Source organism: Sagittula sp. S175, from assembly GCF_049800975.1.
Classification (GTDB): domain Bacteria; phylum Pseudomonadota; class Alphaproteobacteria; order Rhodobacterales; family Rhodobacteraceae; genus Sagittula.
Map to the genome: position 1 here is coordinate 85334 of NZ_JBNAGB010000008.1, position 26139 is coordinate 111472.

Genomic DNA, 26139 nt, shown 5'->3' on the forward strand with positions numbered 1-26139 from the left:
ACATGCTGGTGAATGCCGCAAACCTCAACAGCCTGCGCGTCGGCTTCTCCGGCGCGTTCCAGGCCGGTCTCGGCGAGGCCCCCTCGCAGTGGAGCCGCGTCGCGACCGAAGTCCGTTCCAGCCAGAAGGAACAGAAGTACGGCTGGCTGGGCAAGATGCCCAACGTGCGCGAATGGATCGGCCCGCGTTCTGTTCAGAACTTGGAACAGCACGACTACGCCATCCGGGAAAAAAAGCTGGAACTGACCATCGCCGTCGACAAGGATGACGTCGAGACCGACAATCTCGGGATCTATGGCCCGATGTTCACCGAGATGGGCCGGTCTTCGGGATCCTACCCGGATACGCTGATCTTCTCGCTGCTGAAGGCGGGCTGGACCACCGAATGCTACGATGGCCAGAACTTCTTCGACACCGATCACCCGGTGCTCGATGCCGAGGGCAACGAGACCACCGTCGCCAACACCGACGGCGGGTCTGGTGCGCCCTGGTTCCTGATGGATACCTCGCGCGCGCTGAAGCCGCTGATCCTGCAGAAACGCAAGGACTTCCAGTTTGTCGCGAAGGACAAGCTGACCGACGACAACGTCTTCGACAATGACGAGTTCGTCTACGGCACCGACGCGCGCATGAACGCCGGCTTCGGCTTCTGGCAGCAGTGCTGGGGCTCGAAGCAGGATCTCACCGCTGCGAACTACGGCATCGGCCGTGCGGCAATCTCGGGGATGCTGGGCGACTATGCCCGCCCGCTGGGGCAGATGCCGAACCTGCTGGTGGTCGGCCCCTCGCTGGAAAGCGCCGGGCGCAAGATCCTCAACTCGGAGTTCGGCGCGGGCGGCGAGAGCAACGAGTGGAAGGGCACCGCCGAGCTGCTGGTCGTGCCGTGGCTGGCCTGATCGCGGCCTGAATATCCGCCTGACCTTTGGTGCGGGGCCGGACCACCGGCCCCCATCCCAAGACCAGGAGCAGGAGCCTCTCATGCCGAAGACCGAAGAACGCCTGGCGCAGGAAGCCCGCGCGACCGAGTTGAACATCCCTTTCCGGGGCAACTGGAAGGACGAGACCCTCGCCGAGAAGATCGCCGAAGCCGAGGCCGAGATCGCGGCCCAGGTGACGGCACCCGGGCAGGGGGAAACGGAACAGCCCGCCGAGCAGGCGGCACAGGCCGAAGCGGCAAAAGCCGCGGGGCGCGAGGGAGAGGGGGAGGCGGTGGCAGCGCCGTCTCCCCAGCCCGAGGTGGCCGTGGCCTTCGAGGATGACAGCGACATCGACTACGACCACCCGCTGCAGCGCCAGGCGACCGAGGAGCTGCTGGTGATCGTCACCGGGCCCAAGAAGGGCCGCTGGCGCGCCGGTCGGCATTTCGGGAAGGACCCGGTCGGGATCCCGCCCGAGGAACTGTCGATCGAGGAGATCGAGGCCCTGGACGGTGACCCCAAGCTGACCGTCTACAAACCGGTCGCCCTGTCCGTCTGAAACACCGCCTGGCGGCATGTCCTCGCCGCCTCGCACTTCCCGGCGGCTTCACCGCCGCCGGGCTTTTCCCAGGAGAGACCGATGGCCAATCCGCGTCAGATCAATTCCCGACAGATGGCCGCCCTGGTCGAGATGGCCGAGGCCTGGGGCCTGGACAATGCCGAGGCCCTGCGCGCGGCCGAGGTGGTCAGCAGCCAGCGCAACATCGATGTCACCCTGGAGCCGCTGGCCGCCGAGCGCCTCGGCCATGCGCTGATCCTGATCCGCGCGATGGAGGTCTGAGCCGATGCCCTACACCACGCAAGCCGACCTCGAAGACCGTTTCGGCACCGAGCTGCTGGTCAATCTGACCGATCGTGGCGGCGCCGGTGCGATCGACACCGACGTGCTCGACCGCGCGATCGCCGACACCGACGCGCTGATCAACGGCTTTGTCGCCGGGCGCTACGTGCTGCCCTTTGCCAGCGTGCCGGACCCGATCCCGGCGCTGGCGCGGGCGATCACGATCTACAACCTGCACGTCTACGAACCGAACCCCAAGATCGCCAAGGACTACAACGACGCGATGACCGCGCTGCGCGACATCGCGAAGGGCACCATCCAGCTGACCGCCCAGGGCGTCACGCCCGAGGGCACCGGCGCTGGTGGCGCACAGGTCACCGACCGCGATCGTGACTTCACCGCCGAAACGATGAAGGGCTTCATCTGATGCTCGACGAGGTCAAAGCACGGCTGGAACAGCGCGTCCCGGAATGCGGGACCATCAAGACCGCTGTCGACTGGTCCTCGCTGATGCGCAGCGGGACGCAGCCGGTGGGCGGCGTGAACACCTTCCTGCTGCCCGGTGACGTGGTCGGCGGTGCTGCCGAAGCCGCCACCGGGGCCTTCACCCAGGCGATCCGCGACGGCGTCCAGGTGGTCACCATGCTGCAGTCTACGGACGCCCGTGGCACGCGCGCCCTGGAGCGCATCGAAGATCACCTGAAGGACCTTCGCGAGGCCGTCGCAGGATGGGCGCCAGGTGACACGGTCGGCGTCTTCACCTTCGTCCGGCAGCGCTTTGTTCCGGACACGCGCGGCGTGCTGAGCGTCATCACCGAATTCGCAATCGACGATCAACTGAGGACCACCCCATGACCGCGAAGAAACCCGCGACCGCGCCCGAGGCGCGCCCGGTTCCCCGATCGCTGCCCCAGTCCGGTGGCAGCTACACCGTTTCCGACAAGGGCAAGCTGACCCAGACCGCCACGCCCACGCAACCCGCCGCGCGCCCCGCGCCGGCCAAGAAGGAGGCCTGATCCATGGCAAAGTACTGGCGCAAGAAGGTCCTGATGACCGGCATCGAGACCACCTACGGCACGCCCGTCGCCATCGGCAGCTGCACCGCCGTCCAGGCGAAGAATGTCAGCTTCAACCCCGCCGAGGGCAGCGACAAGGATCTCGCCCACGAGACCTCGCGCCTGGGCAACAGCGCGACGCTGCCGGTGGACCAGCACGCCACGCTGACCTTCCAGACCGATCTGGTCGGGTCCGGCGCTGCCGGCACGGCCCCGGCCTTGGCGCCGCTGCTGCGCGCCGTGGGCATGGCCGAGACCGTCACCGCCAGCACCTCGGTGGTCTACAACCCGATCTCGGACGCGCTGGAAAGCGCCACCTTCTGGCTGAACGTCGACAACATCCTCTACCTCTTCGCCGGGTCGCGCGGCACCGCCAAGCTGGTGGCGAATGCATCCTCCGAGCCGATCCTGGAATGGTCCTTCACCTCGCTCTTCAGCATCCCGACCGATGCCGCGCCGGTGACGCCGAACCTGTCGGCCTGGCTGAAGCCGAAGGCCGTGACGCAGGCGAACACGCCGACCTTCACCATCGGCGGCACCCCGCTTTACCTGCGCAGCTTCACGCTGGACCTGGCCTGCGCCGTCGAGCCGCGCTTCCTGGCGAACAAGACCGAGATCATGATCACCGACCGCGCCGAGATGATCCAGGCGCAGATCGAGGCCGAGGCGCTGGCGACCTTCAACCCGTGGGCCATGGCCGAGGCGCAGGCCGAACCGGCGCTGGTGCTGCAGCACGAAGCGACGGCGGGGCGGATCATCACGATCGACGTGCCCGCCTGCCAGATGCTGCGGCCGGGCGCCCCGACCGAGGCCCAGGGCATCAAGGAACTGCCGCTGAACATGAAACCGATGCCGGTCACCGGCAATGACCAGTTCACCCTGACCTTCACCTGATCGGAGATCCCCATGGCCCTGCGCATCGCTGCCGAACGCACCTTCAACACCACCGCCACCTTCGTCGACGGCCAGACCGCTGCGGTGACCTTCCGCGTCCTGCCCGACGACGAGCTGACCAGCCTGCCCGAGGACGGCGGCCGCAGCGCGCTGCGCGCCACGCTGGTCAGGGTCGAAGTCGAGGACCAGGACGGCAACCCCGCCGAGTTCACGCCGGAGATCCGCGAGCAGCTGCTGGGCAGCGCGCCGGACGTGCTGGCACTGCAGCGCGCGTACAACCAGGCGGTCATCACCGGCAAGCTGGGAAACTGAGATGGGCCGGGCGCGCCTCGGTCTCGGGTGCGCTCTGGTCCGGGGGACGCGTGGACGATGCCGAGGCCGAGGAAGCCACCTTCTGGGGGCTTCCGCCGGACGCGCTCAGCGATCGGCACGATGACGACGCGGGCATCTGGCCCGAGCACGTCGCGGCCGTCGAGGCCTTTCTTGCCATCGGCGACCAGTGGCGGGTGCTGCAGGTCACCGGCCCGGACGGCGCGCCGATGATGCGGGTGCGGGGCCTGGACCCGGTGGCCGCCGAGGCCCGGCTCAGGCTCGCCGGGATCGAGATGACACCGCAGCTCTGGGCCGAGGTCCAGGGCATTGAACAGGGGGCCATCGCGGCCTTGAACGGGGATTGAAATGGCGCTTCGGCTGCATGGCAGGATCACCGCCGACGGCAAGCAGGCACAGGCCGAGCTGCGCAGGACCACTGCGGAGACCGACCGCCTGGGCGATGCCGCCGAGCGGATGGGCCGCCAGGGCCGCGACGCGGGCCGCGCCCTGTCCGGCGCTGCCGAGGACAGCGGGCGGCTGGCCCAGCAGAACCAGCTGGCCGCCGGGTCCGTCGGCAACCTGACCGCCCAGTTCAACGACATCGGCGTCATGCTGATGGCCGGTCAGAACCCCCTTCAACTGGCCATTCAACAGGGCACCCAGATCACCCAGGTCATCGGCCCGATGGGCGCCGCACAGGCGGTCAAGGCACTGGGCTCGGCCTTCATGGGGATGCTGTCGCCGGTCAGCCTGATCACCATCGGCGCGATCGCGGCCGGCGCGGCCGTGACGCAATGGCTGACGGGATCGGCCGAGGAGGCCAAGAGCTTCGAGGACCGCATCGTCGAGGTCAGCGACGAGATCTCGACCTACCGCGAGCGGGCCGACCTGGCAGGTGCCACCACCGAGGAGCTGGAGAAGCGGTTCAAGGCCGCTGCCCCTGCGGCGCGCGCCTTCTTTGCAGAATTCTCCGACACCTCGCTGCGCGGCATGCAGCAGGGCATGCAGGCCGCGATCCAGCAGCTGCTGGACGAGACCGAGCTCGACGTGCCCAAGTGGGACGTGGGCGACCAGCAGACCATGGCCGAGCTGTTCAACGTGCCGCTGCTGGGGCTGGGCAAGTCGGTGCGCGATGGTCGCCGCGCGATCAACGAAGTGCTGGCCAGCTACGCCCAGCTGAGCGATGCCGCACAGGGTACGACAGATGACCAGATCGCGGCCGCGCGCCGCCTGCGCGAGGCACTGGTGGCCGGTGCCGAGCTGACCGGCGGCATCACCTCGGCCGAGAACGAGCGCATCGCCCAAGTCGAGGCGCTGATCGAGCGCCTGCTGGAAGTGCGCGGGCAGGAACCGGACCCCGAGCGCGAAGCCGCCAAGGCCCGCGCCGCCTGGGCGAACTACTACCGCAGCCGCGTGCTGGGCGAGAGGCAACTGGCCGAGACCACGCGCCAGCAGCAGATGGCGCAGGCCTACGGGCCTTACCAGGCCAGCCGCGCCGCGTCCGACGCCGCCCTGAAGGGCGCGCAGGAGATGCTGGTCACGCTGCAGGACGAGAACGCCCTGCGCGAGCTGGCGCTGACCTACGGCGAGGACAGCGTGCAAGTCCTCGATGCCCAGCAGGCCGCGCAGCGCGCCGTCTTCGAGGAGACGCTGGGGACGCTCGATGTCTCGGAAAGCCTGAAGGAAGAGCTGCGCCGGGCATTCGAGGAGAAGCTTGCCCTGGCGAATGTGGATGTGGCCAGCGGCATCTGGGAAGCGGCAAATGCTGCGTCGCAATTGGCTGCGAACCTCGCCGCTGCGCGGGCGCAGGGTATTGCTGACCTGCAACAAGCGCAGATCGCCTGGGACTACCGGAACGATCCGGTAGGCAAGGCCGGTGCCATTGCCGGTGCCCAGTTCGACATGCGAATGGGTGATACCTCGGGTGTCGATCCGATCCTTCAGCAAGGACTGGAACGACAGCGCACGGAATATGTGGCCAACGCTGAAGCCGTCGAAACCTTGCGCCAAAAGACCGCCGAGTATGCCAAGGAACAAGCCAAACTGGGACGCGCCACAGGGGGCGGCAAGGGCGGGCGCAAGGGCGGCAAGTCCCGCACCCGGCAGGAGCGAGACGAGGTCGCCGAACTGCTGCGCGACTACGACCAGCGCCTGGCGATCCTGCGCGAGACCGACCCGGTCCAGCAGGAGCTGCTGCGCCATTCCGAGGCGCTGACGAAGGCCACCCAGGCGCAGGTCGATGCGGTGCGCGAGAAGATCGCGGCCATGCAGACCGAGCGCGCCCAGCAGGAACGCATCAACGATCTCCAGAGCTTCAGCGGATCGCTGGTGAAGGACGGCCTGGCCGCGATGCGGGCCAAGGGCGAGGAGGCCTACCAGGTCTGGAACCGGCTGGGCGACAAGATCCTGAGCGTGATCGAGGACGCCGCCATCATGGGCACCGGACCGGCGGCAGGGCTGTTCGGGCGCGGGTTGATCCCGACGCTGTTCGGCTCGCTCACTGGCGGCGGCGGTGGCGGGGGGCTTTTCAGCCTGTTCGGCAAGCTCCCGGGCCGTGCCGATGGCGGCATGACCTACGGGCCGGGCGGATCGCGTGATGACCTGATCCTCGGCTGGAGCACGGCCAGCGGTCCCTATCGCAAGAGCCCGGGCGAGTTTGTCGTCAACGCCCATGCCACCGCCCGCCACCGGGCGCTGCTGGAAGCGATCAACTCGAACGCGCCGCTGCCGTTCTTTGCCAATGGCGGGGCCGTGGCGGGGGGCGGTGCTTCGGGCTGGGGCCCGGCGCAGGTCAGCTTTGTCGTGAACAACAACGGCGAGCCGATGGAGGCCCATGACGACGGCACCGATGCCCAGGGTCGCCGCCTGTTCCGTCTCGAGACGGCGGATGCAGTCGGCGGGGCAATGCAGACGCGCGGCGGGACCGCGGCGCGCTGGGCGAAGCAGCACAAACTTGGCCCGAGGGGGCCGCGCCGATGACACATCCCACTTGGCCCAGCATCCTGCCCGCACCGCGCCGCGACACTCACGGCCTGCGGCGTCCCGATACGCGCCGTCGCCGCCTGACCGATGCCGGCGCACCGGGCTACCAGCGCCGCCTGACCTTGCAGGCCAAGCTGATGAGCGTGGGCGTCACGGTGACCCAGCCGCTGAAGGAAGTGTTCGACCGCTTCTTCGAAGACGATTGCGCCCACGGGACCGCCTATTTCTGGATGCCCGATCCGACGCGCCAGGACTGGCCGCTGCTGGACGAGAGCTTCGAGCCGCTGACCTTCGAGGACGGCGAGCCCTGGACCGACGAGGCGATGCTTCTGTGCTGCTGGGCCGACACGCTGCCCGAGGAAGGCGACTGGAAGGGCGTGACCTTCACCATCCGATTTGACGTCTGGGTGATGCCATGAGCCGCCAGGTCTCCCTTCCCGGGCGCCGCCATTTCGACGGCCAGGACACATCGACCCGCGTGCTCTACCTGATGGAGTTCACGCATCCCAACCTGGATGCGCCGCTGCGCCTGTCCACCGATACCACCGAGCGCCTGTCCACCGATCCGCTGTTCTACGGCACGCGGTCCGGCTGGCGCGGCGCGGATACCGAGACCGATCACTGGCGCTTTGTCACCGCAAGCCTGGAATGGCCCGGCTCGGCCGAGGACGTGATGCCCGAGGTGCGGCTGTCGCTGGGCCTGGTGCACAGTTCGATCCTCGACGTGCTGCAGTCCTTCACCTCGGGTGCGGTCTGCAACATTGCCCAGGTGATGAGCTGCCGTCTGGACCGGCCCGAGGAGGAACACCTGGGGCTGGAACTGCAGACCGCCGAGGCCGACCTGTCCAACGGCGGCAGCGTCGACCTGGTGCTGACCTATCCCGCCATCGACCTGGAGACCTTCCCGGCGGATCGCATGACGCCGCGCAATTTCCCGGGGCTCTACCGATGACCGGCTGGGCGTCGCGATACGTCGGCATCCCGCATGTCGAGATGGGCCGCGATTTCACCGGCGCGGATTGCTACGGCCTGGGCCGTCTGATCCTGCGCGAGGAATGCTCGATCGAGGTGCCGTCCTTTACCGAAAGCTACGTCGGGGACGCCGAGCGGGTCGAGCTGGCCTCGCTGATCCTGGACGGGGCGCAGGTGGGACCGTGGCACCGGGTCGAGGACATCCGCCCGTTTGACTGGCTGCTGTTCCGCATGGCCGGCCACGCCAGCCACATCGGCGTCGCGATCGACGCGCGCCGGATGATCCATTCGCACAGCGACGTCGCGAAGATCGCGCGCCTGTCGGACCCGTCCTGGGCATGCCGCCGCGTCGGTGCCTGGCGCCACGAGGAGCTGATGACATGACCCGCGTCCTGTTGTCCGATGCCATGGTGCCCGACCTGCGCCGCCAGCGTTTCGACCTGGCAGAGGGCGAGTGCCTGACCGTGGCCGAGATCGTGGCCCGCGTGCTGCCGGACCTGTCCGACACGGATCGCGCCCGGGTGCGGGTGACCATCGGTGGCCCGGACGATGCCGCCGTCGTGCCGATGGAGCGCTGGGCCCGCGTCCGACCGAAGCGCGGCGCGCTGGTCTGCGTCCGCTTCGTTCCGGGCGATCCCTATTCGATCGGCGTGGCGCTGCTGAACCCGCTCTTGCAGATGGGCGTCGGCCTGAATGCCGCCTTCACCATCGCCAGCGTCGCCGGATCCTCGATCGTCACGCTGGGCCTGTCCTTTGCCGGGGCGGCATTGGCCAACTCGCTGATCCCGAAACCCCCCAAGCGCAAGGACCTGCCCGAGGCCGAGGAGCTTTACCAGGTCGATGGCTGGCAGAACCAGGCGAACCCGGGCGAGGCCATCCCCTTTCCGGTCGGGCGCATCCGCATGGCGCCGCTGTTCGCGTCGCGGCCCTACTTCGAGGTGATCAACGGCGAGCTCTACCAGTACGGGCGGTTCCTGTGGGGCCATGGCCGCCTGCGCATCACCGACCTGAAGCTGAAGGACACCCCGCTGCACGAGTTCGGCGACGTGGTGGTCCACACCAACGAGGGCACGCCGGGCGATCCGGTCCTGCCGATGACGAACGAGCAGGTGCTGCAGGACAACGTCGGGGTCGAGCTGCAATGGCCGGCCAACGTCAACAGCGAGACCTGGGCATCGCCGCGCCAGATCGACCGCCTGCGCGTGATCTTCCAGTTCCCGCAGGGGGTGTTCTACCTCAAGGAAAACCAGAGCGTAAAATACGCCTTCATCACCATCCGCATCTGGCACCGTCAGTCTGGGCAGCCTGACTGGCAGCATGTCACGGACCTGGGCGTCGAAGCGGCGACCCGCAGCGGCTTTTTCCGGCAGCACGAATGGCGCGTGCCGGTCAGGGGCACCTGGGAAGTGAAGGTCGAAGCCGTGAACGGTGGTACCGGGCTGCAGACGACGAACACCACCTTTGTCTGGTCCTTTGCCGGGATCCGCGAAAAGCGGCCCAAGCAATTCCCCAAGCCGCTGGCCGAGACCGAGGTCCGCATCAAGGCCTCGGCCCGGGCCAGTGGCGTGCTGGATGCGCTGAACGGCGTGGTCGAGCGCTACGTGCCGGTCTGGAACGGCACAAGCTGGGTGGAAGGTCTGAGCCGCAACCCGGCGTCCATCGCCCTTGCCGTGCTGCAAAGCGCTGCGGGGGCCTTTCCGGTGTCCGAAAGCGAGATCCACCTCGACGAGTTGGCGGATCTGCACGAGTTCGCGGCAGTCAAGGGCCTGAAATACGACCGCATCCTGAGCGGTGAGGAGACCATGGGCGAGGTCCTGCATTCCATCCTCAGCGCCGCCCGCTCGACCTGGCGGCGCGACGGCGAAGGCTGGGGCGTCGTCATCGACCGCCCGCAGGACGATGTCGTCGACACCATCAGCCCGCTGCACGCGTCATCGATCACCTGGTCGCGCAGCTACCGCAACAAGCTGCCCGATGCCTTCAAGGTCACGTTCCGGGACGAGACGAACGGCTGGGAAAACGCCGAGCGCATCGTGCCCATGCCGGGGTTCACCGGCGAACCGCAGACCTTCGAGGAATGGCCGCAGGACGGTGTGACCGATCCCGCGCAAATCTGGGTCGAGACGCGCCGGGAACAATACGAGCTGATCCATCGCGCCGACACCTACACCGCCATCCAGTCGGGCGAGGTGCGGCATGCCACGCGCGGCGACGAGGTCAACCTGAGCTGCGACATCCTCAAGAGCGTTCAGATGGCGGCGCGGGTCCGCAAGGTCGAAGGTCGCGTCGTGACGCTCGATGCGCCGGTGCTCATGGAAGAGGGTGTTCAATACGTCTTGAACTGGCAGTTCTACGACGAGACCGACACCGTCGGCGGGTCGGTGATGGCCAGCGTCCGGACCATCGCGGGCGAGACCCGCATGCTGCTGCTGGACGAGGGCAGCGACGTGCCGCCCCTGAACGCGGCGGTGACCTTCGGCCCCGCCAATCAGCTGCACCTGCGCTGCAAGATCACCTCGGTCGAGCCCGCCGAGGACATGGCCTATCGCCTGACACTGCAGCCCGCCGCGCACCAGATCGAGGCCCTGACCGACGCCGAGGTACCGCCCGCCTGGGTCAGCATCGCAGGCGACGCGGTGTCGACCAGTGGCACGCCGTCCACCCCGGTGATCGGGCAGATCGCGCTGGAACCTGCCGAGTACGACTATTCCGGTGTGGCCGCGGCGCTGATCGCCGTGCCGGTGTCGATGCCGTCGGGCAACGCTGTGCCGGTCACGCGCATCGAGGTCAGTCACCGCGTCGTCGGGGCGCCGTTCTTCACCGTGGATGACCTGGCAGGAACCTCGGGCGTCATGCGCCTGGGCTACCCGCTGGGCAGTTCGATCGAGATCTTCGCCACGGCCATCTCGGTCTTTGGCGATCCCAGCGTTGCTAGCGCCGTGGTCAGCTTTGACGTGGCCGGGGCCGTCACCCTGCCGACGCTGCTGTCGCCGGAAAGCATCACGGCGGTCGGCACGCTGGGCCACGCCCAGGTCGCGCTGGCGACGGCAGCGGACACCGCCGAGGTGCAGCTGTTCCGCGCACCGTCGGGCGTTGCCCTGGACACGGCCGCCCACGCGATCGGCACGCCGCACAGCGTCGCCAGCGCATCGAGCGTGACGCTGGTGGACGGCGACGCGACCCGCGTCGGGATCTTCCCGTCCGGCGACCTGTCGAGCGCCGCCTGGGATGCGACCGACGTCACCGTGACCGGCGGCAGTGCATCCAATGACCCCGGCCAGGTCGGCCTGATGTCGGTCGACCTGGCGATCACCGCTGGCAGCACCTACCGGGGCGAGATCGTCCTGTCCGGACGCACCGCGGGCAGCGTGACCGTGCGCCTGGCCGGGGGCACCGAGGTCGCCGCGGCCGCGATCACCGCCGATGGCGCGCACCTGTTCGCTCTGGATGCCGTCACTGGCAACGACCGCTTCGAGATCGAGTGGAGCGCCGACTGCGATGCCACGGTCACGGCGATCCAGCTTTACCGCGCATCCGCGACATCGGCGCCCCAGGGGCACTTCGACTACTACGTCGCGCCGGTCGATGCGGATGGAACAGCAAACATTCCCGCCGGGCCCGTGCCCGCGCGGATCATCTGAGGAGGTCCTGACATGGGGGCAGTCACGAACAAACCGATACTCGCAGGCGCTGATTTCCTGCTGGGCATACAGGACAACACCTTTGGCAGAGTGGAACGGGACACGGCGGCCTTGCAGATGATCGGCGTCGGCCCGATCGCGGAGGAATTCGCGGCGCTGCGCGGCGCGATCACCGGCGGGGTCCTTGCGGCCGCGTCCTGGGGGGACCTGGCGGCGAGGACCACCAGCGCAGACGGCACGGCCGCCGATGTCCCGCTGTCGGACGAGGGCTTTCACCAGCAGGCCACGGCCACCGGTTACGATGGCGCGCTGGTCCCCAATGCCGGGCGCTACAGCTACCGCGCCGCCTGGGGCCGCTGGCTGCGCGTGGGCGAGTACGGCGCGGCGGCCTCGGACGTGCTGCTGACGGCGACCGGCACCGGCAACGCCATCTCGGCCACCTCCGACCGGACCTATGCCAAGGCGCCCTACGCCGCGAAGTTCGTTTTGCCCGTGGTGACGGCCAACACCGGCGCGGTCACGATCGGCATCGACGGGGGCACGGCCCGCGCCCTGGTCACCAGCGCCGGCGGGGCGCTGGAAGCGGGCAACCTGCTGCCTGGTCAGATCATCGAGTTTCGCTGGGACGGCGAGCAGTACCGTCTGGCCCCTGGCGTGACCACGGCGGCGGCTGTGCAGAGAGCCGAGGACGCAGCTCAAGCTGCAGAGGCGGACCGCATTCTGGCCGGTGAACACGCTGAACGTGCTGACAGCGAAGGCAATGCGACACTCGCTTTGCAGTACCGCGACCAGGCCCGATCGTGGGCTGAACAGGGTGAGGATGTCGAGGTCGAAACCGATCAATTCTCGGCGTTGCACCACGCTGCCAAAGCTGCGGCGGCTCAGTCCGCATCGGATGAGGCCCGGGTCCTATCGCAGGGCGCGCGTGATGTCGCGCTGGCCGCCGTGGCTGCGGCGGGGAACTACTACAACGCCACCACGCTCGCGGCGGCGGTGTCCACGGCAGAGGCGGCGTTGACCGCAGGTGATCGCTACGCCGTGACGGGCGGCGATGTTTCCTACGTTTCATTCCGTGTTTTTGATGATCCGGGTTCGACGGAGCTTTGGCAGCAGTTGAAGGCCGATGCGCCCATAGCTGATGTCAACTTGACCGGTAGTGCCGCGGCGGAAAACCTCGCGGTGTCCGGGGTGCTCAGCGCCGGGGGCACGACTTTCGAAGCGATGATCCTGAGGCTCGACGGCCTGGAACTTCAAAACCGCATCCTGCGCGGGCAAACGGTCGCCCTGATGGGCCACGACGGGCAGTCCGAAGGCGTGCCGCGTGGCAATAGCCGCGTTTCCACGTCCGCGCCCGCCAAGGCCCGGATGTTTGCATCGGGCGTCTGGCCGCATTTCGTCAGCACGCCCAACGGGTTCCCCAGCGCCCTTGTGGCCGATACATCCGCGAACGGCGGGCACAACATCTACATGGACCGCCTGACGTCTCTGGTGCCGCTGGCGGAATATGACGACGACGGCGGCAAAGAGAGCCTGTGCACCGGCTGCGCGTGGTGGATGCAAAACGTAGACACCGTGTCCTGGTACGTCGGGCAGGGGTCGCAGACCGTCGCGTCCCTGTCTGGCGAGGGCATCCACCTGACGTCTGAGGCGCTGATGCTTGTTCAATTCGGCGCGCTGGTACGGGCGGAAGGCAAAGAGCCCGTTTGGCCGTTCTCGATCTTCACCCAAGGCCACGCAGACGCCGCAATCGGCACAGACCCCGAGGTCTGGAAGCAGGCTGTCCTTGATTTGCAGCGATATCGCACCGACCTTGCATCGGCGGCGTGGGGATACGCTGTGCCGCTGGTGCCCCACATCACCGAAGTCATGAACAACTCGGGTTACGCCGGGACGACTACAACGCAATACGCACAGACCCGTGCGATCATGCAGGCGCAGTCGGTGATCGCCGAGGAAAACGACAGTATCCACTGCGCCGGTCCGACCTACCAGTGGCCCACAGAGGACGCCGTGCACACGGACAGCCGTGAGCGCCGCCTGCGCGGCGAGATGTTCGGCAAGGTCGGCAAGCTCATTGCGGATGGCCTGACGTGGGAACACTGCAACATCCGGTCGGCATCGGTGGCGGGGTCTGACATCACGGTCACCATCCACGCGCCTGTCGGTGATCTGGTGTCGGACACTGTTCTGATCGACAACCCCGGCAGCCTTGGTTTCGAGGTGTTCGACAGCGGCGGCACGGCGCTGACGATTTCGTCGGTGATCATCGGCGCGACGGTCGGGGGGCTGTGTGACGTGACTGTCACCGTGGCATCCGGCACGCCCGCGACGCTGCGCTATGCGATGCAGTCGCTTGCCTACAAGGGCGGCCCCGGTGTCCCCAATCCGACATTCGGCGGGGCGCGTGGGTGCCTGCGCGATAGCGATACCGCCGTCGCCCTGTACGATGGCACCCCGCTCTACAACTGGCTCTGCCCGAAGGAGGTTTCGCTGTGACCGTGAACCCAAAAAAATACCCCTGGCTGTCGCATTGGTACGAGTTCACCGCCGCGAACTACGACGCGGGCAGCAAGGCGTTCGCCAACTTGCAGACCGAGTTCAACCGCGCGCCCTACCTCCCCGTGTACGATGATGGTGCATCCGGCGATCCGACCTTTTCCAGCGCCTCGGGATACGAGGGCATGGTGCTTAACAACAACGCCACACTCTCCTGCCGCTCCATGCTGCTGGGGGAAATGACCTTCTGCGCGGTCGTCGAACATACGACCACGACCGGGTCGCAGGACATCGGCCTCATGGGCGCAGGGGGCGCCACGGCGCGAGACAACAACTGGGCGGTGTATTTCAGCAACGGTGTGCCGCGCAATCGGCAGGTCAACGGTCTGGCCTCAGCCGCGACGTTTGGCGGTCGATCGGGTCCGCAATTACTATCGGGCATCGTTGACAGCCATGGTCGGCACCTGGCGGCATCGACCAACGGGCAGGCCTTTGTCGATGGCGTGCAACTCAACCGCCCGAACTATTACGCCCAGACCAGCCCGGAGCTTTGGATTGGCGATGCCTTCTGGACGGGCATCGACAGCCGTTTCGTCGGGACGGTCTTCGCGATCTACGCGGGGCCTGTCGATCTGCTGCGTCGCCGGCCGGAGCGCATGGCGTCCCTCATGGCGGAAATCAAAACGACGTGGGGGATTGCCTGACCGTTGAAGGGGCCTTTAATGGTCTTCGGTCAGTGGCCGGTTCGAAGGGTTGACCGGTTGAGGTCGGCCAGTATCCGAAACAGCGTTGCTGTAAAAGATCGTGTAACTGACTGCAAAAAATCGCGTCACGCTACAGGAATTCATGGGACGGGAATGCGTGGAACGTCCCATGGGATCGCATGGGACGCGGCATGGGACTGGATGGGACAGACTCGGCCAAAAGGCGCTGATCCGAATCACGGAGGCGCGAGCGGGGATGATTCCCTGTGGATAACTCTCTAAATGAGGGGTATTCCGTGGCTTGCACAGTGATGTTCGTTGCATGTTCCGGTGCTTCGAGGTGGGCGACGCCGCTGCCCAGGGCCCGTAGTGAAGATTTTCGGGATTTCGTGGGAAAAATTTGGACCACCTCAGGTGGTGTATATCTGGTGCTTATGCGGGCATTGGACACCAGATAGGCCTGAAGTTGCCCCGTTTCTGCCTCAATATCTTGTTTTTCAGGGCGCTCTGAAACCAGATGCGGGGCCGACGTCCCGCAGAATTCTGTTGATTACCATGAATTCCCATGCCAAACCTAACTCACACGATGAGACGGGCAGACGGGACAACGAACGATCCCAACCGAACTCAAAACAACAACAAGAGCAGGTTTCATACAGGCGCTCGCTTTCATCGTGAACACAGAGATCCGGCGCGCGGGCGAGCAGACATCCCCCCAGGTGGCGCGCGCAGTCGGAGACACCCGCGATGCGGGTCAGCGGCGGGTTGATCAATGGCAGCAGATCAACCCGCCGTTTTTACGTTTTAAACCTGGGGTTTGGAGGCCGAGGGACAGTGAGCCGCAGGCTGAGGTTCAGAGGTGAAAGCCGTCACAAGGTGGACGGCAAGGGGCGGGTGTCTATCCCGGCCTCGTTTCGCCGTGTCCTCGAGCAGGGCGACCCGGACTGGACCGAGGGCCTGAATCCGAATTTCGTCATCGTCTACGGCGACCACCGTCGCAAGTTCCTGGAATGCTACACCATTCAGGAGATGGAGGCGGTCGAGGACCGCATCGCCGAGATGCCGCGCGGTTCGCAGAAGCGCCGCCTGCTAGAGCGCCTGTTTTCCACCCAGTCGATGACCACCTCCGTGGATGAAACCGGCCGCATCGTGCTGCCGGCGAAACTGCGTCAGAAGATCGGCATCGACGGCGAGGCGTATTTTGCGTCGAACGTCGACACCTTCCAGATCTGGGAGCCGACCGTCTACGAGCAGGAAGAGTTGGCGAAGGCCGAGGAATACCTCGACGACCTGCCGGAAGATTTCGATCCCGTGCAACTTCTGGACGAGGAGGGGTTCTGAATGGCGGCCGCCGGACGCACCCCAGGGCCGGAGGGCGGGGAGGCTCCGCACATTCCCGTCCTGCTGGAACCGCTTCTGCGTGAAGTTGCGCCGGTCGAAGGCGTCTGGATCGACGGGACCTTTGGCAACGGTGGCTATTCGCGCGGTCTGATCGAGGCAGGGGCCGAGAAAGTCATCGGTATCGACCGCGATCCGCTGGCGCATGAGATGGCGGCGGAGTGGCTGGGAGACTGGCCTGCGATCTCTCTTGTTCAGGAAAATTTCTCGAATATGGATCGTGTGGCCGAGGCCGTGGATGGCGTCGTGCTGGATCTTGGCGTGTCGTCCATGCAGTTGGATCTTGCCGAGCGCGGCTTTTCCTTCATGCGGGACGGCCCGCTGGACATGCGGATGGGGCAGGAGGGGCCGACGGCGGCCGATCTGGTAAACTCCTTGTCCGAAGAGGCTCTGGCAGACGTTCTTTATGTATACGGTGAAGAGCGCCAGTCGCGCAGGTTGGCCCGCGCCATGGTGCAGGATCGCCCGTTTACGCGCACTCTGCCGCTGGCGGAAATGATCGAGCGCGTGCTGGGGCGGACGAAGCCGGGGCAGGCGCACGCGGCGACGCGGTCCTTTCAGGCTTTGCGCATCGCGGTGAACGGGGAATACGAAGCGCTGTGGCAGGGGCTGATGGCCGCCGAGCGCGTGCTGAAGCCGGGCGGCAAGCTGGCCGTCGTGACCTTTCATTCGGTCGAGGATCGGATGGTCAAACGGTTCTTTCAGTTGCATGGCGAAAAGAAGAAGCACGTCAACCGTTACGCGAGTGAGGTCGAGGCGTCCGAGGCACCGTTCGAAATCCTGACGCGCAAGGCGGTGGGGCCTGATGCCGAGGAGCTGGCGCGCAACCCAAGGTCGCGTTCGGCCAAGTTGCGCGTGGCGCGACGCACCGATGTGTCGGCCTCGGACGTGACACCCGAAGAAATCTCGATGCCCATGTTGAGGGGAAAGTAAGATGCGGACCTTGTTGTTCCTCCTGTCGGCGCTTGCGGTGATCGGGTCCGGTTACTGGGCGTATCGCGAAAACTATCGCACCCAGGACGAGCTGGACCGGGCCGACGGTTTGCGGGCCGAGATTTCCGGCGCGCGCGAGCGGTTGGCGATCCTGCGGGCGGAGTGGGCCTACCTGAACCGCCCGGATCGCCTGCGCGACCTGGCGCAGATGAACTTTGACAAGCTGGGGTTGATTCCTCTGCGCCCCGACCAGTTCGGATCGATCGATCAGGTCGCCTATCCGCTGCCCCCGGAGCTGGAGATCAGCGACAGCGTCGAAGTCACCAGCCGTGGAGCGACCAATCCATGACCCGTATCCCTCTGCGTCCCTTGGCCCGAATCCTCGATGCACGCAAAAAGGGTGAAGACCCGGACGCCATCGAGAAGGAAAACCGCCGCCTCCGCCATGAAGAGATGCGCGACAAGATGCGGCTGCGCGCCGAGGGTCGGCTGCTGGTTCTCGCCATGATGTTCTTCTGTGCTTATGCCGTCATCGGTGCGCGGATGGGGATGTTGTCCGCCTCCGAGCCGCGCGAACCGAGAGCGCAGGCCTCAGGCGCGTCGATCATTGCGAGCCGGGCGGACATCACCGATCGTCATGGCCGCATCCTTGCGACCAATATGACGACCCATTCGCTGTACGCGCATCCTCAGCAGATGATCGAACCCGAGCGCGCGGCAGAGCGGCTGGCGGAAATTTTCCCGGACATCGACGGCGAAGACCTGAAGAAGCGGTTCACCGACCCGAAGCGCAAGTTCTTGTGGGTGCGAAAGAAACTCAGCCCCGAGCAGATGCAGGCCGTGCATGACATCGGTGAGCCGGGGCTGCTGTTCGGACCGCGCGAAATGCGGCTTTACCCGAATGGTCCCATCCTGTCCCACGTTCTGGGCGGGTCTTCGTTCGGTGCCGAAGGGGTGCATTCCGCCGAGGTCATCGGGACGGCGGGGATCGAGCGTTTCTTTGACAAGGAGTTGCGTGATCCCGCCCGCGAAGGTGTTCCGCTGTCCCTGTCGATCGACCTGACGGTGCAGGCCGCTGCAGAGGAAGTTCTCGACGCCGGGATGAAGCTGATGAACGCCAAGGGCGCGGCTTCGGTGCTGATGGATGTGCACACGGGAGAGGTGATTTCCATCGTCTCGCTGCCGGATTTCGATCCGAACGACCGGCCCAGCCCGCCGACCCAGGGGAGCCCCTCGGACAGCCCTCTGTTCAACCGTGCCGTGCAGGGTGTCTACGAGCTTGGCTCCACGTTCAAGATCTTTGCCGCCGCGCAGGCGATGCAGCTTGGACTGGTGAACCCTCAGACGGTGATCGACACCTCGCCGCCGTTCAAGGTGGGTGGACACCGTATCGGTGAATTCGACAACCACAACTACGGCGCGATCTCTGTCGAAAAGATCATCATCAAATCCTCGAACCGGGGCACCGGCAAGCTGGCCCTCGCAATCGGCGCGGAGCGACAGAAGGACTTCCTGAAGGCGATGGGCCTTTTCGATCCGACACCGCTCGAGATCACCGAAGCCATGGGTGGCAAGCCGCTGATCCCGGCGCGATGGGGGGACCTGTCGACGGTCACGATTTCTTATGGGCACGGCATTTCAACCACGCCTCTGCATCTGGCGACGGCCTACGCAGCCATTGCCAATGGCGGCCACATCGTCAAGCCGACGCTGCTGAAGCAGCCTGGACCGCGTTACCAGGATGTCATCCTGAGCGAGCGCGTGGCGCGGGACGCGTTGAACATGCTGAGGCAGGTGGTCAGCCACGAGGATGGAACGGCCTCTTTCGGTGACGTTCCCGGGTACAGCGTCGGCGGCAAGACCGGCACGGCGGAAAAGCCCAAGGAACGCGGGGGCGGCTACTACAAGGACAAGAACATCAACACCTTCGCTTCGGTGTTCCCGACGAATGATCCGAAGTACGTGCTGGTCGTGACGCTGGACGAGGCTGTCGAAACCTCCGGGCCAAAGCCGCGTCGCACGGCGGGCTGGACGGCGGTGCCGGTGGCGGCCGAGATGATCGGCAGGATCGCGCCGCTCTTGGGCTTGCGTCCCCAGTACGAAACGGGGCAATTGGACGTGACCATGAGTGCCTCGGACTGAGTGATTTCCGCGGGGCAAGACTGACCAAAGGGGCGCCTGCGCATGACTTCCCAACCCAAGAGCCTGAAAGACCTCGGCCTGACCGCCCGGGGTGGTCGGGACATGATGGTGACGGGGCTTGCCGTCGACTCGCGCGAGGTGAAGGACGGGTATCTGTTTGCGGCGCTGCCCGGCGTGCGTATCCACGGGGCGGAATTCATCGAATTTGCGGTGCGGCAGGGTGCGGTCGCTGTACTGACCGATGCGGTCGGCGCAAAGCTGGCGGCGGATGTGATCGACGGCTCCGGCGTGGCCCTCGTGGTGGCCGAGGACCCGCGGCAGGCTTTGGCCTTTACCTCGGCGCTTTGGTTCGGCAGCCAGCCCGACACGATGGTGGCGGTCACCGGGACGAATGGCAAAACTTCCGTTTCGACCTTTTGTCGGCAGATCTGGCAGGAGTTGGGACTGCGCGCGGTGAACCTTGGGACGACGGGTGTGGAGGGCGACTGGACCGCACCGCTGCGGCACACGACGCCCGAGCCGATCACGCTGCATCGGATGCTGGCCGGCGCGGCAGAGGCCGGGGTGACCCATGCGGCGATGGAGGCCTCCTCGCATGGTCTGGCGCAGCGCCGTCTGGATGGTGTGCAGCTGGTGGCGGCGGGGTTCACCAATTTCAGCCAGGACCACCTCGACTATCACACGAGCTTTGACGACTACTTTGCCGCGAAGGCGGGGCTTTTCGCCCGGGTGCTGCCGGAGGACGGCGTTGCCGTGGTTAACGTCGACGACCCGCGCGGCGTCGATGTGGTGGCCATCGCCACGGCGCGCGGGCAGGAGGTGCTGACCGTCGGACGCCATGGCGCGGACCTCTGCCTCGAGGCGCAGCGGTTCGACGCAACCGGACAGGAGATCCGGATCAGCTTTGAAGGCGAAGTGCGGCAGGAGCGACTGGCGCTGATCGGCGGTTTCCAGGCGGAGAACGTGCTGCTGGCAGCGGGCCTTGTGATCGCCTGTGGCGCAGATCCGGACGATGTTTTCGATATTCTTCCGATGCTTGGGACGGTGCGGGGCCGTATGCAGCTGGCGGCGACGCGTGACAATGGTGCGGCGGTCTTCGTTGATTATGCCCATACACCGGACGCCGTGGCGACCGCGATCAAGGCGTTGCGTCCGCATGTGATGGGGCGTCTCGTGGCGATCATCGGTGCCGGCGGCGACCGTGACACGGGCAAGCGGCCCCTGATGGGCGCTGCGGCGGCGGAGTTCGCCGATACGGTGATCGTGACGGACGACAACCCGCGTTCCGAGGAGCCGGGCAGCATCCGAGCCATGGTGCTGGAGGGCGCCCCCGAAGCCATCGAGGTGGCGGATCGGGCCGAGGCCATCCTTCGCGGCGTCGATGCCTTGGGGCCGGGCGACGCCCTGTTGATCTGTGGCAAGGGCCACGAGACCGGACAGACGGTCGGCGAGACAGTCTATCCCTTTGATGATGTTGAACAAGCCAGCGTGGCGGTGGCGGCGCTGGACGGGAAGGGCCTGTGATGCTCTGGACGGCAAAGGACGCAGCGGCGGCAACCGGCGGCAAGGTCGGATCCGACTGGGTGGCGAACGGCGTGTCGATCGACACGCGGACGCTGGAGCCGGGCGACCTGTTCGTGGCGCTGAAGGCCGCGCGGGATGGCCATGACTTCGTGGCGCAGGCCTTGGCCAATGGTGCGGCCGCGGCGCTGGTATCGCGCATTCCCGAGGGCGTGGATAACGCCGAGAAGCTGTTGCTGGTCGATGATGTGCAGGCCGGTCTTGAAGCCTTGGGTGAAGCAGGGCGCGCGCGGTTCAAAGGCCGCGTGGTCGCGGTCACGGGTTCGGTCGGCAAGACCTCGACCAAGGAGATGCTGCGAACGGTGCTGGGTGCGCAGGGCTCCGTTCATGCAGCCGAAAAATCCTACAACAATCATTGGGGTGTGCCGCTGACGCTGGCACGGATGCCTGCGGATCGCGATTTCGCGGTCATCGAGATCGGCATGAACCACCCCGGCGAGATCGCGCCACTGGCAAAGATGGCGCGGCCACACGTGGCGATGGTCACCATCGTGGCCCCCGCGCATCTGGCCGCCTTCGAGAGCCTCGAAGGCATCGCCCGTGAAAAGGCAAGCATTTTCGAAGGGTTGGAGCCGGGCGGCGTGGCTGTCTACAACGGAGACCTGCCCGTCAGCCCCATCCTGCGCGAGGCGGCTTTGCGATACGCGACCAAGCTGCTGTCTTTCGGCGAGGCCAAGGGCAACCATCACCGCGTCACCGAAGTCCGGGTTCAGGATGCCTGCACGGTGGTCAAAGGTCAGGCTTGGCGGACGCCGATCCTGTACAAGGTCATGGTGCCGGGGCGGCATTTCGCGGTGAACGGCATGGGCGTTCTGGCCGTCGTCGCGGCGCTGAAGCTGGACCGGGCGCTGGCTCTGGCGGCTTTGGGTCAATGGCAGGCGGGGGCGGGGCGGGGCCTGCGCGAGCGCATCCAGTTGGACCGTGTCGATGAGAGGTTGTCGCTGGAACTGATTGACGATGCGTACAATTCCAACCCTGCTTCGCTGGGAGCGTCCTTGGAAGTGCTGGCCGCGGCGCATGTGGTGGACCACGTGGGCCGGCATGACAAGGGGCGTCGTGTTGCCTACCTGGGGGACATGAAGGAACTCGGGCAGGGCGAGGTCGCGCTTCACGAGGCGCTGGCCGACAGCCCGCATATGGCGAAGATCGACATCGTGCACTGCGTCGGCCCGCTCATGCGGAACCTTTGGGCGAAGCTGCCTCTCGAAAAGCGCGGGCACTGGACAGAGACCAGCGACAAGATGGCGGAACGGGTGATGCATGACCTCGATGCCGGCGATGTTGTGCTGGCCAAGGGGTCGTTAAGCATGGGGCTGGGGCGCGTGGTTGACGCCATTCGGAAAATGCGCCAAGCCCCGGCGGACGTGGACGGGTAAGAGGACAGGCGGATGCTTTACTGGCTGACCGAGCTGAGTGACGGTGGGGATTTTTTCAATCTTTTCCGATATATAACCTTCCGTGCGGGCGGGGCTTTCCTGACCGCGCTGGTGTTCGGATTCCTCTTCGGCTTGCCGCTGATCAACGTGCTGCGCAAGAAGCAGGGCAAGGGGCAGCCCATCCGGTCCGACGGTCCGGAAGGCCATTTTGTCAAGGCGGGCACACCGACCATGGGCGGTCTGCTTATCATCGGCGCTTTGGTGACGTCGACCCTGCTCTGGGCGCGGCTCGACAACCCGTTCGTCTGGATGGTGCTCTTTGTCACCATGGCCTTTGCCGCCATCGGGTTTGCCGATGATTACGCCAAGGTCAGCAAGCAGAATACCGCAGGTGTGCCGGGCAAGGTCCGGCTTTTGCTGGGTTTCATCATCGCGGGCATCGCCGGGTTCTGGGCGGCGCAGTATCACCCTGCCGAACTGACCTACCAACTGGCGTTGCCGATCTTCAAGGACACGCTGATCAACATCTCCTTCCTGTTCATTCCCTTTGCGATGTTCGTCATCGTCGGCGCCGCCAATGCAGTGAACCTGACGGATGGCCTGGACGGTCTGGCCATCATGCCCGTGATGATCGCGACCTCGACGCTGGGTGTAATCGCCTACGCCGTCGGACGGGTCGACTTTACCGATTACCTCGGGCTGCATTACGTGCCGGGCACCGGGGAAATCCTGATCTTTGCCGCAGGCGTGGCCGGGGGCGGGTTGGGGTTCCTGTGGTACAACGCGCCGCCCGCAGCGGTGTTCATGGGGGACACGGGATCGCTGGCCCTGGGGGGCGCATTGGGCGCCATCGCGGTGGCCACGAAGCACGAGATCGTGTTGGGTATCGTCGGCGGGCTTTTCGTGGTCGAAGCGCTGTCGGTCATCATCCAGGTGGCCTATTTCAAGCGGACCGGCAAACGGGTCTTCTTGATGGCGCCGATCCATCATCACTATGAAAAGAAGGGCTGGGCCGAGCCGACCATCGTGATCCGCTTCTGGATCATCTCGCTGATCCTGGCGATCATCGGACTGGCGACACTGAAGGTCCGCTGAGGCGGAAAGACATTGGTTCTTAGCGGCCTGGACCTCGGTCCGGGCCGTCTGTGCGAAGGGGGCAAGGCAATGATACCGGTTCAGGGGTTCGAAGGCGCAACGGTTGCGGTGCTGGGGCTGGGAAGATCCGGCCTTGCAGCGGCGCGGGCCCTGCGCGAGGGCGGCGCACGGGTGGTGGTCTGGGACGACACGCCCGCCGCTCGGGAAAAGGCCGAGGCCGAGGGTTTCGAGGCGCGCGTACTGACCCGCGACGGGGCGTTCGACGATGTGGCTTGCCTCGTGACCTCGCCGGGCATTCCGCATCTCTATCCGACGCCAAATCCCGTCATTGCCAAGGCATTGCAGGCCGGTGTTCCTGTGGATAACGATATCGGGCTGTTCTTCCGGTCGCTTGGCGCGGGCTACGACAGTTTTGATACACCGCCGAAGGTCGTTGCGATCACCGGTTCCAACGGCAAGTCCACGACCTCGGCGCTGATCCACCACATCCTTTCCAGTGCTGGCCGCGAAAGCCAGTTGGCGGGCAACATCGGGCGCGGCGTGCTGGACATCGACCCGCCGGGCGACGGTGGCTTTGTCGTGCTGGAGCTGTCGTCTTACCAGACCGAACTGGCGCGGTCGCTGGCGCCGGATGTGGGGGTCTTTACCAACCTGTCGCCGGATCATCTGGACCGGCATGGTGGCAAAGGCGGATATTTCGCGGCCAAGCGACGGCTCTTTGCCGAGGGTGGGCCTGACCGCTGCGTGATCGGTGTGGATGAGGTCGAGGGACAATTCCTCGCGAACCAGCTGTCCGAGGGGCGCGGCGACGACCGTGTGATCCGGGTGGCCACGTCCAAACTGACTGGGCCGGGCTGGATGGTCTTCGCCCGCAAGGGGTTCCTCAGCGAATGGCGCAAGGGGCGGCAGGTGGCTTCGGTCGATCTGCGCGAGGTGTCGGGGCTGCCCGGGGCCCACAACCACCAGAACGCCTGCGCCGCCTGGGGGGCCTGCCGGTCGCTGGGTCTTGGCCCGCGCGAGATCGAAGAGGGCCTGCGCAGCTTTGGCGGTCTGCCGCACCGGTCGCAACGGATTGCAGAGCGTGATGGCGTGGTTTTCGTCAACGATTCAAAGGCGACCAACGTGGATTCGGCGCTGAAGGCGCTTTTGGCCTTCGACCGCATCCGCTGGGTCTGCGGCGGTCTGATGAAGGAAGGCGGGCTGGAGGCGCTGGCGCCGGGGCTGCCCCATGTGGCCAAGGCTTATGTCATCGGTCGGGAGCCCGAGGCCTTTGCCCTGGGCCTGCCGGGGATCGAGGCGGAGCTGTGCGGCACCATGGCCGTCGCGGTCGAGCGCGCCATGGCCGAGGCGCAGCCGGGCGAGGTTGTTCTTCTCGCTCCGGCCGCAGCCAGCTTTGACCAGTATGACAACTTCGAAAAGCGCGGCGAGGATTTTGTCGCCTGTGTTCAGGCCGGGCTGGCCTGAGCGGATCAACCGTCGTGGCGCGCGATGATGGCCTGTCCGGCGGCAACTCCGGACGACCACGCCCATTGAAAGTTGTAGCCGCCGAGCCAGCCGGTGACATCCACGGCCTCTCCGATGGCGAACAATCCGGGAAGGTGCTTTGACATCAGCGTTTTGCTGTCCAGACCTGACGTGGATATCCCGCCCAGCGTGACTTCGGCGGTGCGATAGCCTTCGGTTCCCGTGGGCTTCAGCCGCCAGTGGTGCAGGGCATCGGACAACGCGGCGATCCGCTGGTCGGAAAGATCGGCGAGGTTTCCTTTGAAATCCATATGCTGGCCGAGGAAGCTCACCACCTTGCCCGGCATCATATGTCCCAGTTCGGTGGTGAGGGACCGCCGCCCCTGCGCTTGCCTCGCCGATTTCAAGGCGCCGATACAGTCGACGCCCGGAAGCAGGTCGACCACGATCTCTTCCCCCTCCAGCCAATAGCTGGACAACTGAAGCACGGCAGGCCCGGACAATCCACGATGGGTGAACAGCAGCCCCTCGGAAAAGCGCGCCCGCTCGTTGGAAAGCGCAGAGGGCAGCGAGACCCCGGCCAGATCGGCGAAACGCCCCTTGTCGAAGGTAAAAGGCACCAGCGCCGCGCGCGTGTCGGTCACGTCATGGCCGAACTGGCGCGCGATCTCGTAGGCAAGGCCGGTGGCGCCCATCTTGGGGATCGATTTTCCACCCGTTGCCAGTACAAGGTTCTCTGCGGAGACATCGAATGTCCGGCCCTCCCGGTCCAACCGCAAATCAAAGCGCCCGTCCGCATGACGCAGGTCGACGACCCGTGTCTGCAGCCATACCTCGGCCACCGCCTTGGCCATCTCGGCTTGCAGCATGTCGACAATCTGAGTGGCCTTCCCGTCGCAGAACAATTGGCCAAGCGTCTTCTCGTGCCATGCGATGCCATGTCGGGACACCATTTCGATGAAGTCCCATTGCGAGTATCGCGCCAGAGCGGATTTGCAGAAATGAGGGTTTTCCGACAGGTAATTGTTGGCGCCCACATCCATATTCGTGAAATTGCAGCGGCCGCCGCCAGAGATACGGATCTTCTCACCGGGTGCGCGGGCATGGTCGACCAACAGGACGCCGGGACCGGCATGTGCCGCCGCCATCATCCCGGCCGCACCGGCACCGAGAATGATCGTTCGGAATTGATAAACCCTGTCAGACAAGACGCGCCGCGCTCCCTGCTTCATCTTGATGAAAATACCCTTGGGGGGTCCGGGGGGCAAAGCCCCCCGGCGGGGGGCGGGGGGCCCCCCCCCGGGGACCCACAGAAAAAAAGAGATGAGGAGCAAGT

Annotated in this window: 25 protein-coding genes; 24 read left to right on the forward strand and 1 reads right to left on the reverse strand. The window is 65.9% G+C overall.

Annotated elements, in window-relative coordinates; translation table 11 throughout:
* Window positions 1-2: 2 nt before the first annotated feature.
* From ACP16H_RS12230 to murD, 24 genes are all read left to right on the forward strand, one after another.
* Window positions 3-896, forward strand: coding sequence for a Mu-like prophage major head subunit gpT family protein (locus ACP16H_RS12230; protein ID WP_425072582.1), 894 nt, complete (start codon window positions 3-5; stop codon window positions 894-896).
* A gap of 82 nt (window positions 897-978) precedes the next feature.
* Entirely contained in the window at window positions 979-1476 is a 498-nt protein-coding gene (locus tag ACP16H_RS12235) for a hypothetical protein (protein WP_425072583.1), read from the forward strand.
* Window positions 1477-1557: 81 nt separating this feature from the next.
* A complete protein-coding gene (locus ACP16H_RS12240) occupies window positions 1558-1758 on the forward strand; it encodes a hypothetical protein (RefSeq protein ID WP_425072584.1) in 201 nt (66 codons plus the stop codon).
* 4 nt (window positions 1759-1762) lie between these two features.
* Entirely contained in the window at window positions 1763-2185 is a 423-nt protein-coding gene (locus ACP16H_RS12245) for a gp436 family protein (RefSeq protein WP_425072585.1), read from the forward strand.
* Window positions 2185-2613, forward strand: a complete 429-nt coding sequence (locus ACP16H_RS12250; RefSeq protein ID WP_425072586.1) for a phage tail terminator protein — start codon at window positions 2185-2187, stop codon at window positions 2611-2613. Before ACP16H_RS12245 ends, ACP16H_RS12250 begins: the two co-directional genes overlap by 1 nt.
* A complete protein-coding gene (locus ACP16H_RS12255; protein WP_425072587.1) occupies window positions 2610-2774 on the forward strand; it encodes a hypothetical protein in 165 nt (54 codons plus the stop codon). The genes ACP16H_RS12250 and ACP16H_RS12255 overlap by 4 nt, the downstream gene beginning before the upstream one ends.
* 3 nt (window positions 2775-2777) lie before the next feature.
* Window positions 2778-3707 carry a phage tail tube protein gene (locus tag ACP16H_RS12260; protein WP_425072588.1) on the forward strand — a complete coding sequence of 310 codons (930 nt, stop codon included), beginning with the start codon at window positions 2778-2780 and terminating at the stop codon, window positions 3705-3707.
* 12 nt (window positions 3708-3719) lie between these two features.
* Window positions 3720-4019 (forward strand): hypothetical protein, encoded by a 300-nt coding sequence (locus tag ACP16H_RS12265; protein ID WP_425072589.1) that lies wholly within the window; start codon window positions 3720-3722, stop codon window positions 4017-4019.
* A gap of 50 nt (window positions 4020-4069) precedes the next feature.
* On the forward strand, window positions 4070-4384 hold the full coding sequence (locus tag ACP16H_RS12270; protein WP_425072590.1) for a DUF1799 domain-containing protein: 315 nt from the start codon (window positions 4070-4072) through the stop codon (window positions 4382-4384).
* Window position 4385: 1 nt separating this feature from the next.
* On the forward strand, window positions 4386-6998 hold the full coding sequence (locus tag ACP16H_RS12275; RefSeq protein ID WP_425072591.1) for a phage tail length tape measure family protein: 2613 nt from the start codon (window positions 4386-4388) through the stop codon (window positions 6996-6998).
* Window positions 6995-7420, forward strand: coding sequence for a hypothetical protein (locus tag ACP16H_RS12280; protein WP_425072592.1), 426 nt, complete (start codon window positions 6995-6997; stop codon window positions 7418-7420). Before ACP16H_RS12275 ends, ACP16H_RS12280 begins: the two co-directional genes overlap by 4 nt.
* Window positions 7417-7953: a hypothetical protein gene (locus ACP16H_RS12285; protein WP_425072593.1), complete on the forward strand. Its 537-nt coding sequence runs from the start codon at window positions 7417-7419 to the stop codon at window positions 7951-7953. Before ACP16H_RS12280 ends, ACP16H_RS12285 begins: the two co-directional genes overlap by 4 nt.
* On the forward strand, window positions 7950-8357 hold the full coding sequence (locus ACP16H_RS12290; RefSeq protein ID WP_425072594.1) for an NlpC/P60 family protein: 408 nt from the start codon (window positions 7950-7952) through the stop codon (window positions 8355-8357). Before ACP16H_RS12285 ends, ACP16H_RS12290 begins: the two co-directional genes overlap by 4 nt.
* A complete protein-coding gene (gene gpJ, locus ACP16H_RS12295; RefSeq protein ID WP_425072595.1) occupies window positions 8354-11614 on the forward strand; it encodes a TipJ family phage tail tip protein in 3261 nt (1086 codons plus the stop codon). Before ACP16H_RS12290 ends, gpJ begins: the two co-directional genes overlap by 4 nt.
* 12 nt (window positions 11615-11626) lie before the next feature.
* Window positions 11627-14110, forward strand: coding sequence for a hypothetical protein (locus ACP16H_RS12300; RefSeq protein ID WP_425072596.1), 2484 nt, complete (start codon window positions 11627-11629; stop codon window positions 14108-14110).
* A complete protein-coding gene (locus ACP16H_RS12305; RefSeq protein ID WP_425072597.1) occupies window positions 14107-14814 on the forward strand; it encodes a hypothetical protein in 708 nt (235 codons plus the stop codon). The genes ACP16H_RS12300 and ACP16H_RS12305 overlap by 4 nt, the downstream gene beginning before the upstream one ends.
* An 834-nt stretch (window positions 14815-15648) precedes the next feature.
* Entirely contained in the window at window positions 15649-16155 is a 507-nt protein-coding gene (gene mraZ, locus ACP16H_RS12310; RefSeq protein ID WP_425072598.1) for a division/cell wall cluster transcriptional repressor MraZ, read from the forward strand.
* Window positions 16156-17145 carry a 16S rRNA (cytosine(1402)-N(4))-methyltransferase RsmH gene (gene rsmH, locus ACP16H_RS12315; protein ID WP_425072599.1) on the forward strand — a complete coding sequence of 330 codons (990 nt, stop codon included), beginning with the start codon at window positions 16156-16158 and terminating at the stop codon, window positions 17143-17145.
* A 1-nt stretch (window position 17146) separates the two neighbouring features.
* Window positions 17147-17494 carry a cell division protein FtsL gene (ftsL, locus tag ACP16H_RS12320; protein ID WP_425072600.1) on the forward strand — a complete coding sequence of 116 codons (348 nt, stop codon included), beginning with the start codon at window positions 17147-17149 and terminating at the stop codon, window positions 17492-17494.
* Window positions 17491-19287, forward strand: coding sequence for a peptidoglycan D,D-transpeptidase FtsI family protein (locus ACP16H_RS12325; protein ID WP_425072601.1), 1797 nt, complete (start codon window positions 17491-17493; stop codon window positions 19285-19287). The genes ftsL and ACP16H_RS12325 overlap by 4 nt, the downstream gene beginning before the upstream one ends.
* 42 nt (window positions 19288-19329) lie before the next feature.
* Window positions 19330-20811 carry a UDP-N-acetylmuramoyl-L-alanyl-D-glutamate--2,6-diaminopimelate ligase gene (locus tag ACP16H_RS12330; protein ID WP_425072602.1) on the forward strand — a complete coding sequence of 494 codons (1482 nt, stop codon included), beginning with the start codon at window positions 19330-19332 and terminating at the stop codon, window positions 20809-20811.
* On the forward strand, window positions 20808-22244 hold the full coding sequence (locus ACP16H_RS12335) for a UDP-N-acetylmuramoyl-tripeptide--D-alanyl-D-alanine ligase (RefSeq protein ID WP_425072603.1): 1437 nt from the start codon (window positions 20808-20810) through the stop codon (window positions 22242-22244). The genes ACP16H_RS12330 and ACP16H_RS12335 overlap by 4 nt, the downstream gene beginning before the upstream one ends.
* 12 nt (window positions 22245-22256) lie before the next feature.
* Entirely contained in the window at window positions 22257-23339 is a 1083-nt protein-coding gene (mraY, locus tag ACP16H_RS12340) for a phospho-N-acetylmuramoyl-pentapeptide-transferase (protein ID WP_425072604.1), read from the forward strand.
* Window positions 23340-23408: 69 nt separating this feature from the next.
* Entirely contained in the window at window positions 23409-24803 is a 1395-nt protein-coding gene (gene murD, locus ACP16H_RS12345) for a UDP-N-acetylmuramoyl-L-alanine--D-glutamate ligase (RefSeq protein WP_425072605.1), read from the forward strand.
* A 5-nt stretch (window positions 24804-24808) separates the two neighbouring features.
* On the opposite strand, the gene ACP16H_RS12350 is transcribed toward murD, so the two are convergent.
* Complete coding sequence (locus ACP16H_RS12350; protein ID WP_425072606.1) at window positions 24809-26035, reverse strand: NAD(P)/FAD-dependent oxidoreductase; 1227 nt, start codon at window positions 26033-26035, stop codon at window positions 24809-24811.
* Window positions 26036-26139 lie beyond the last annotated feature (104 nt).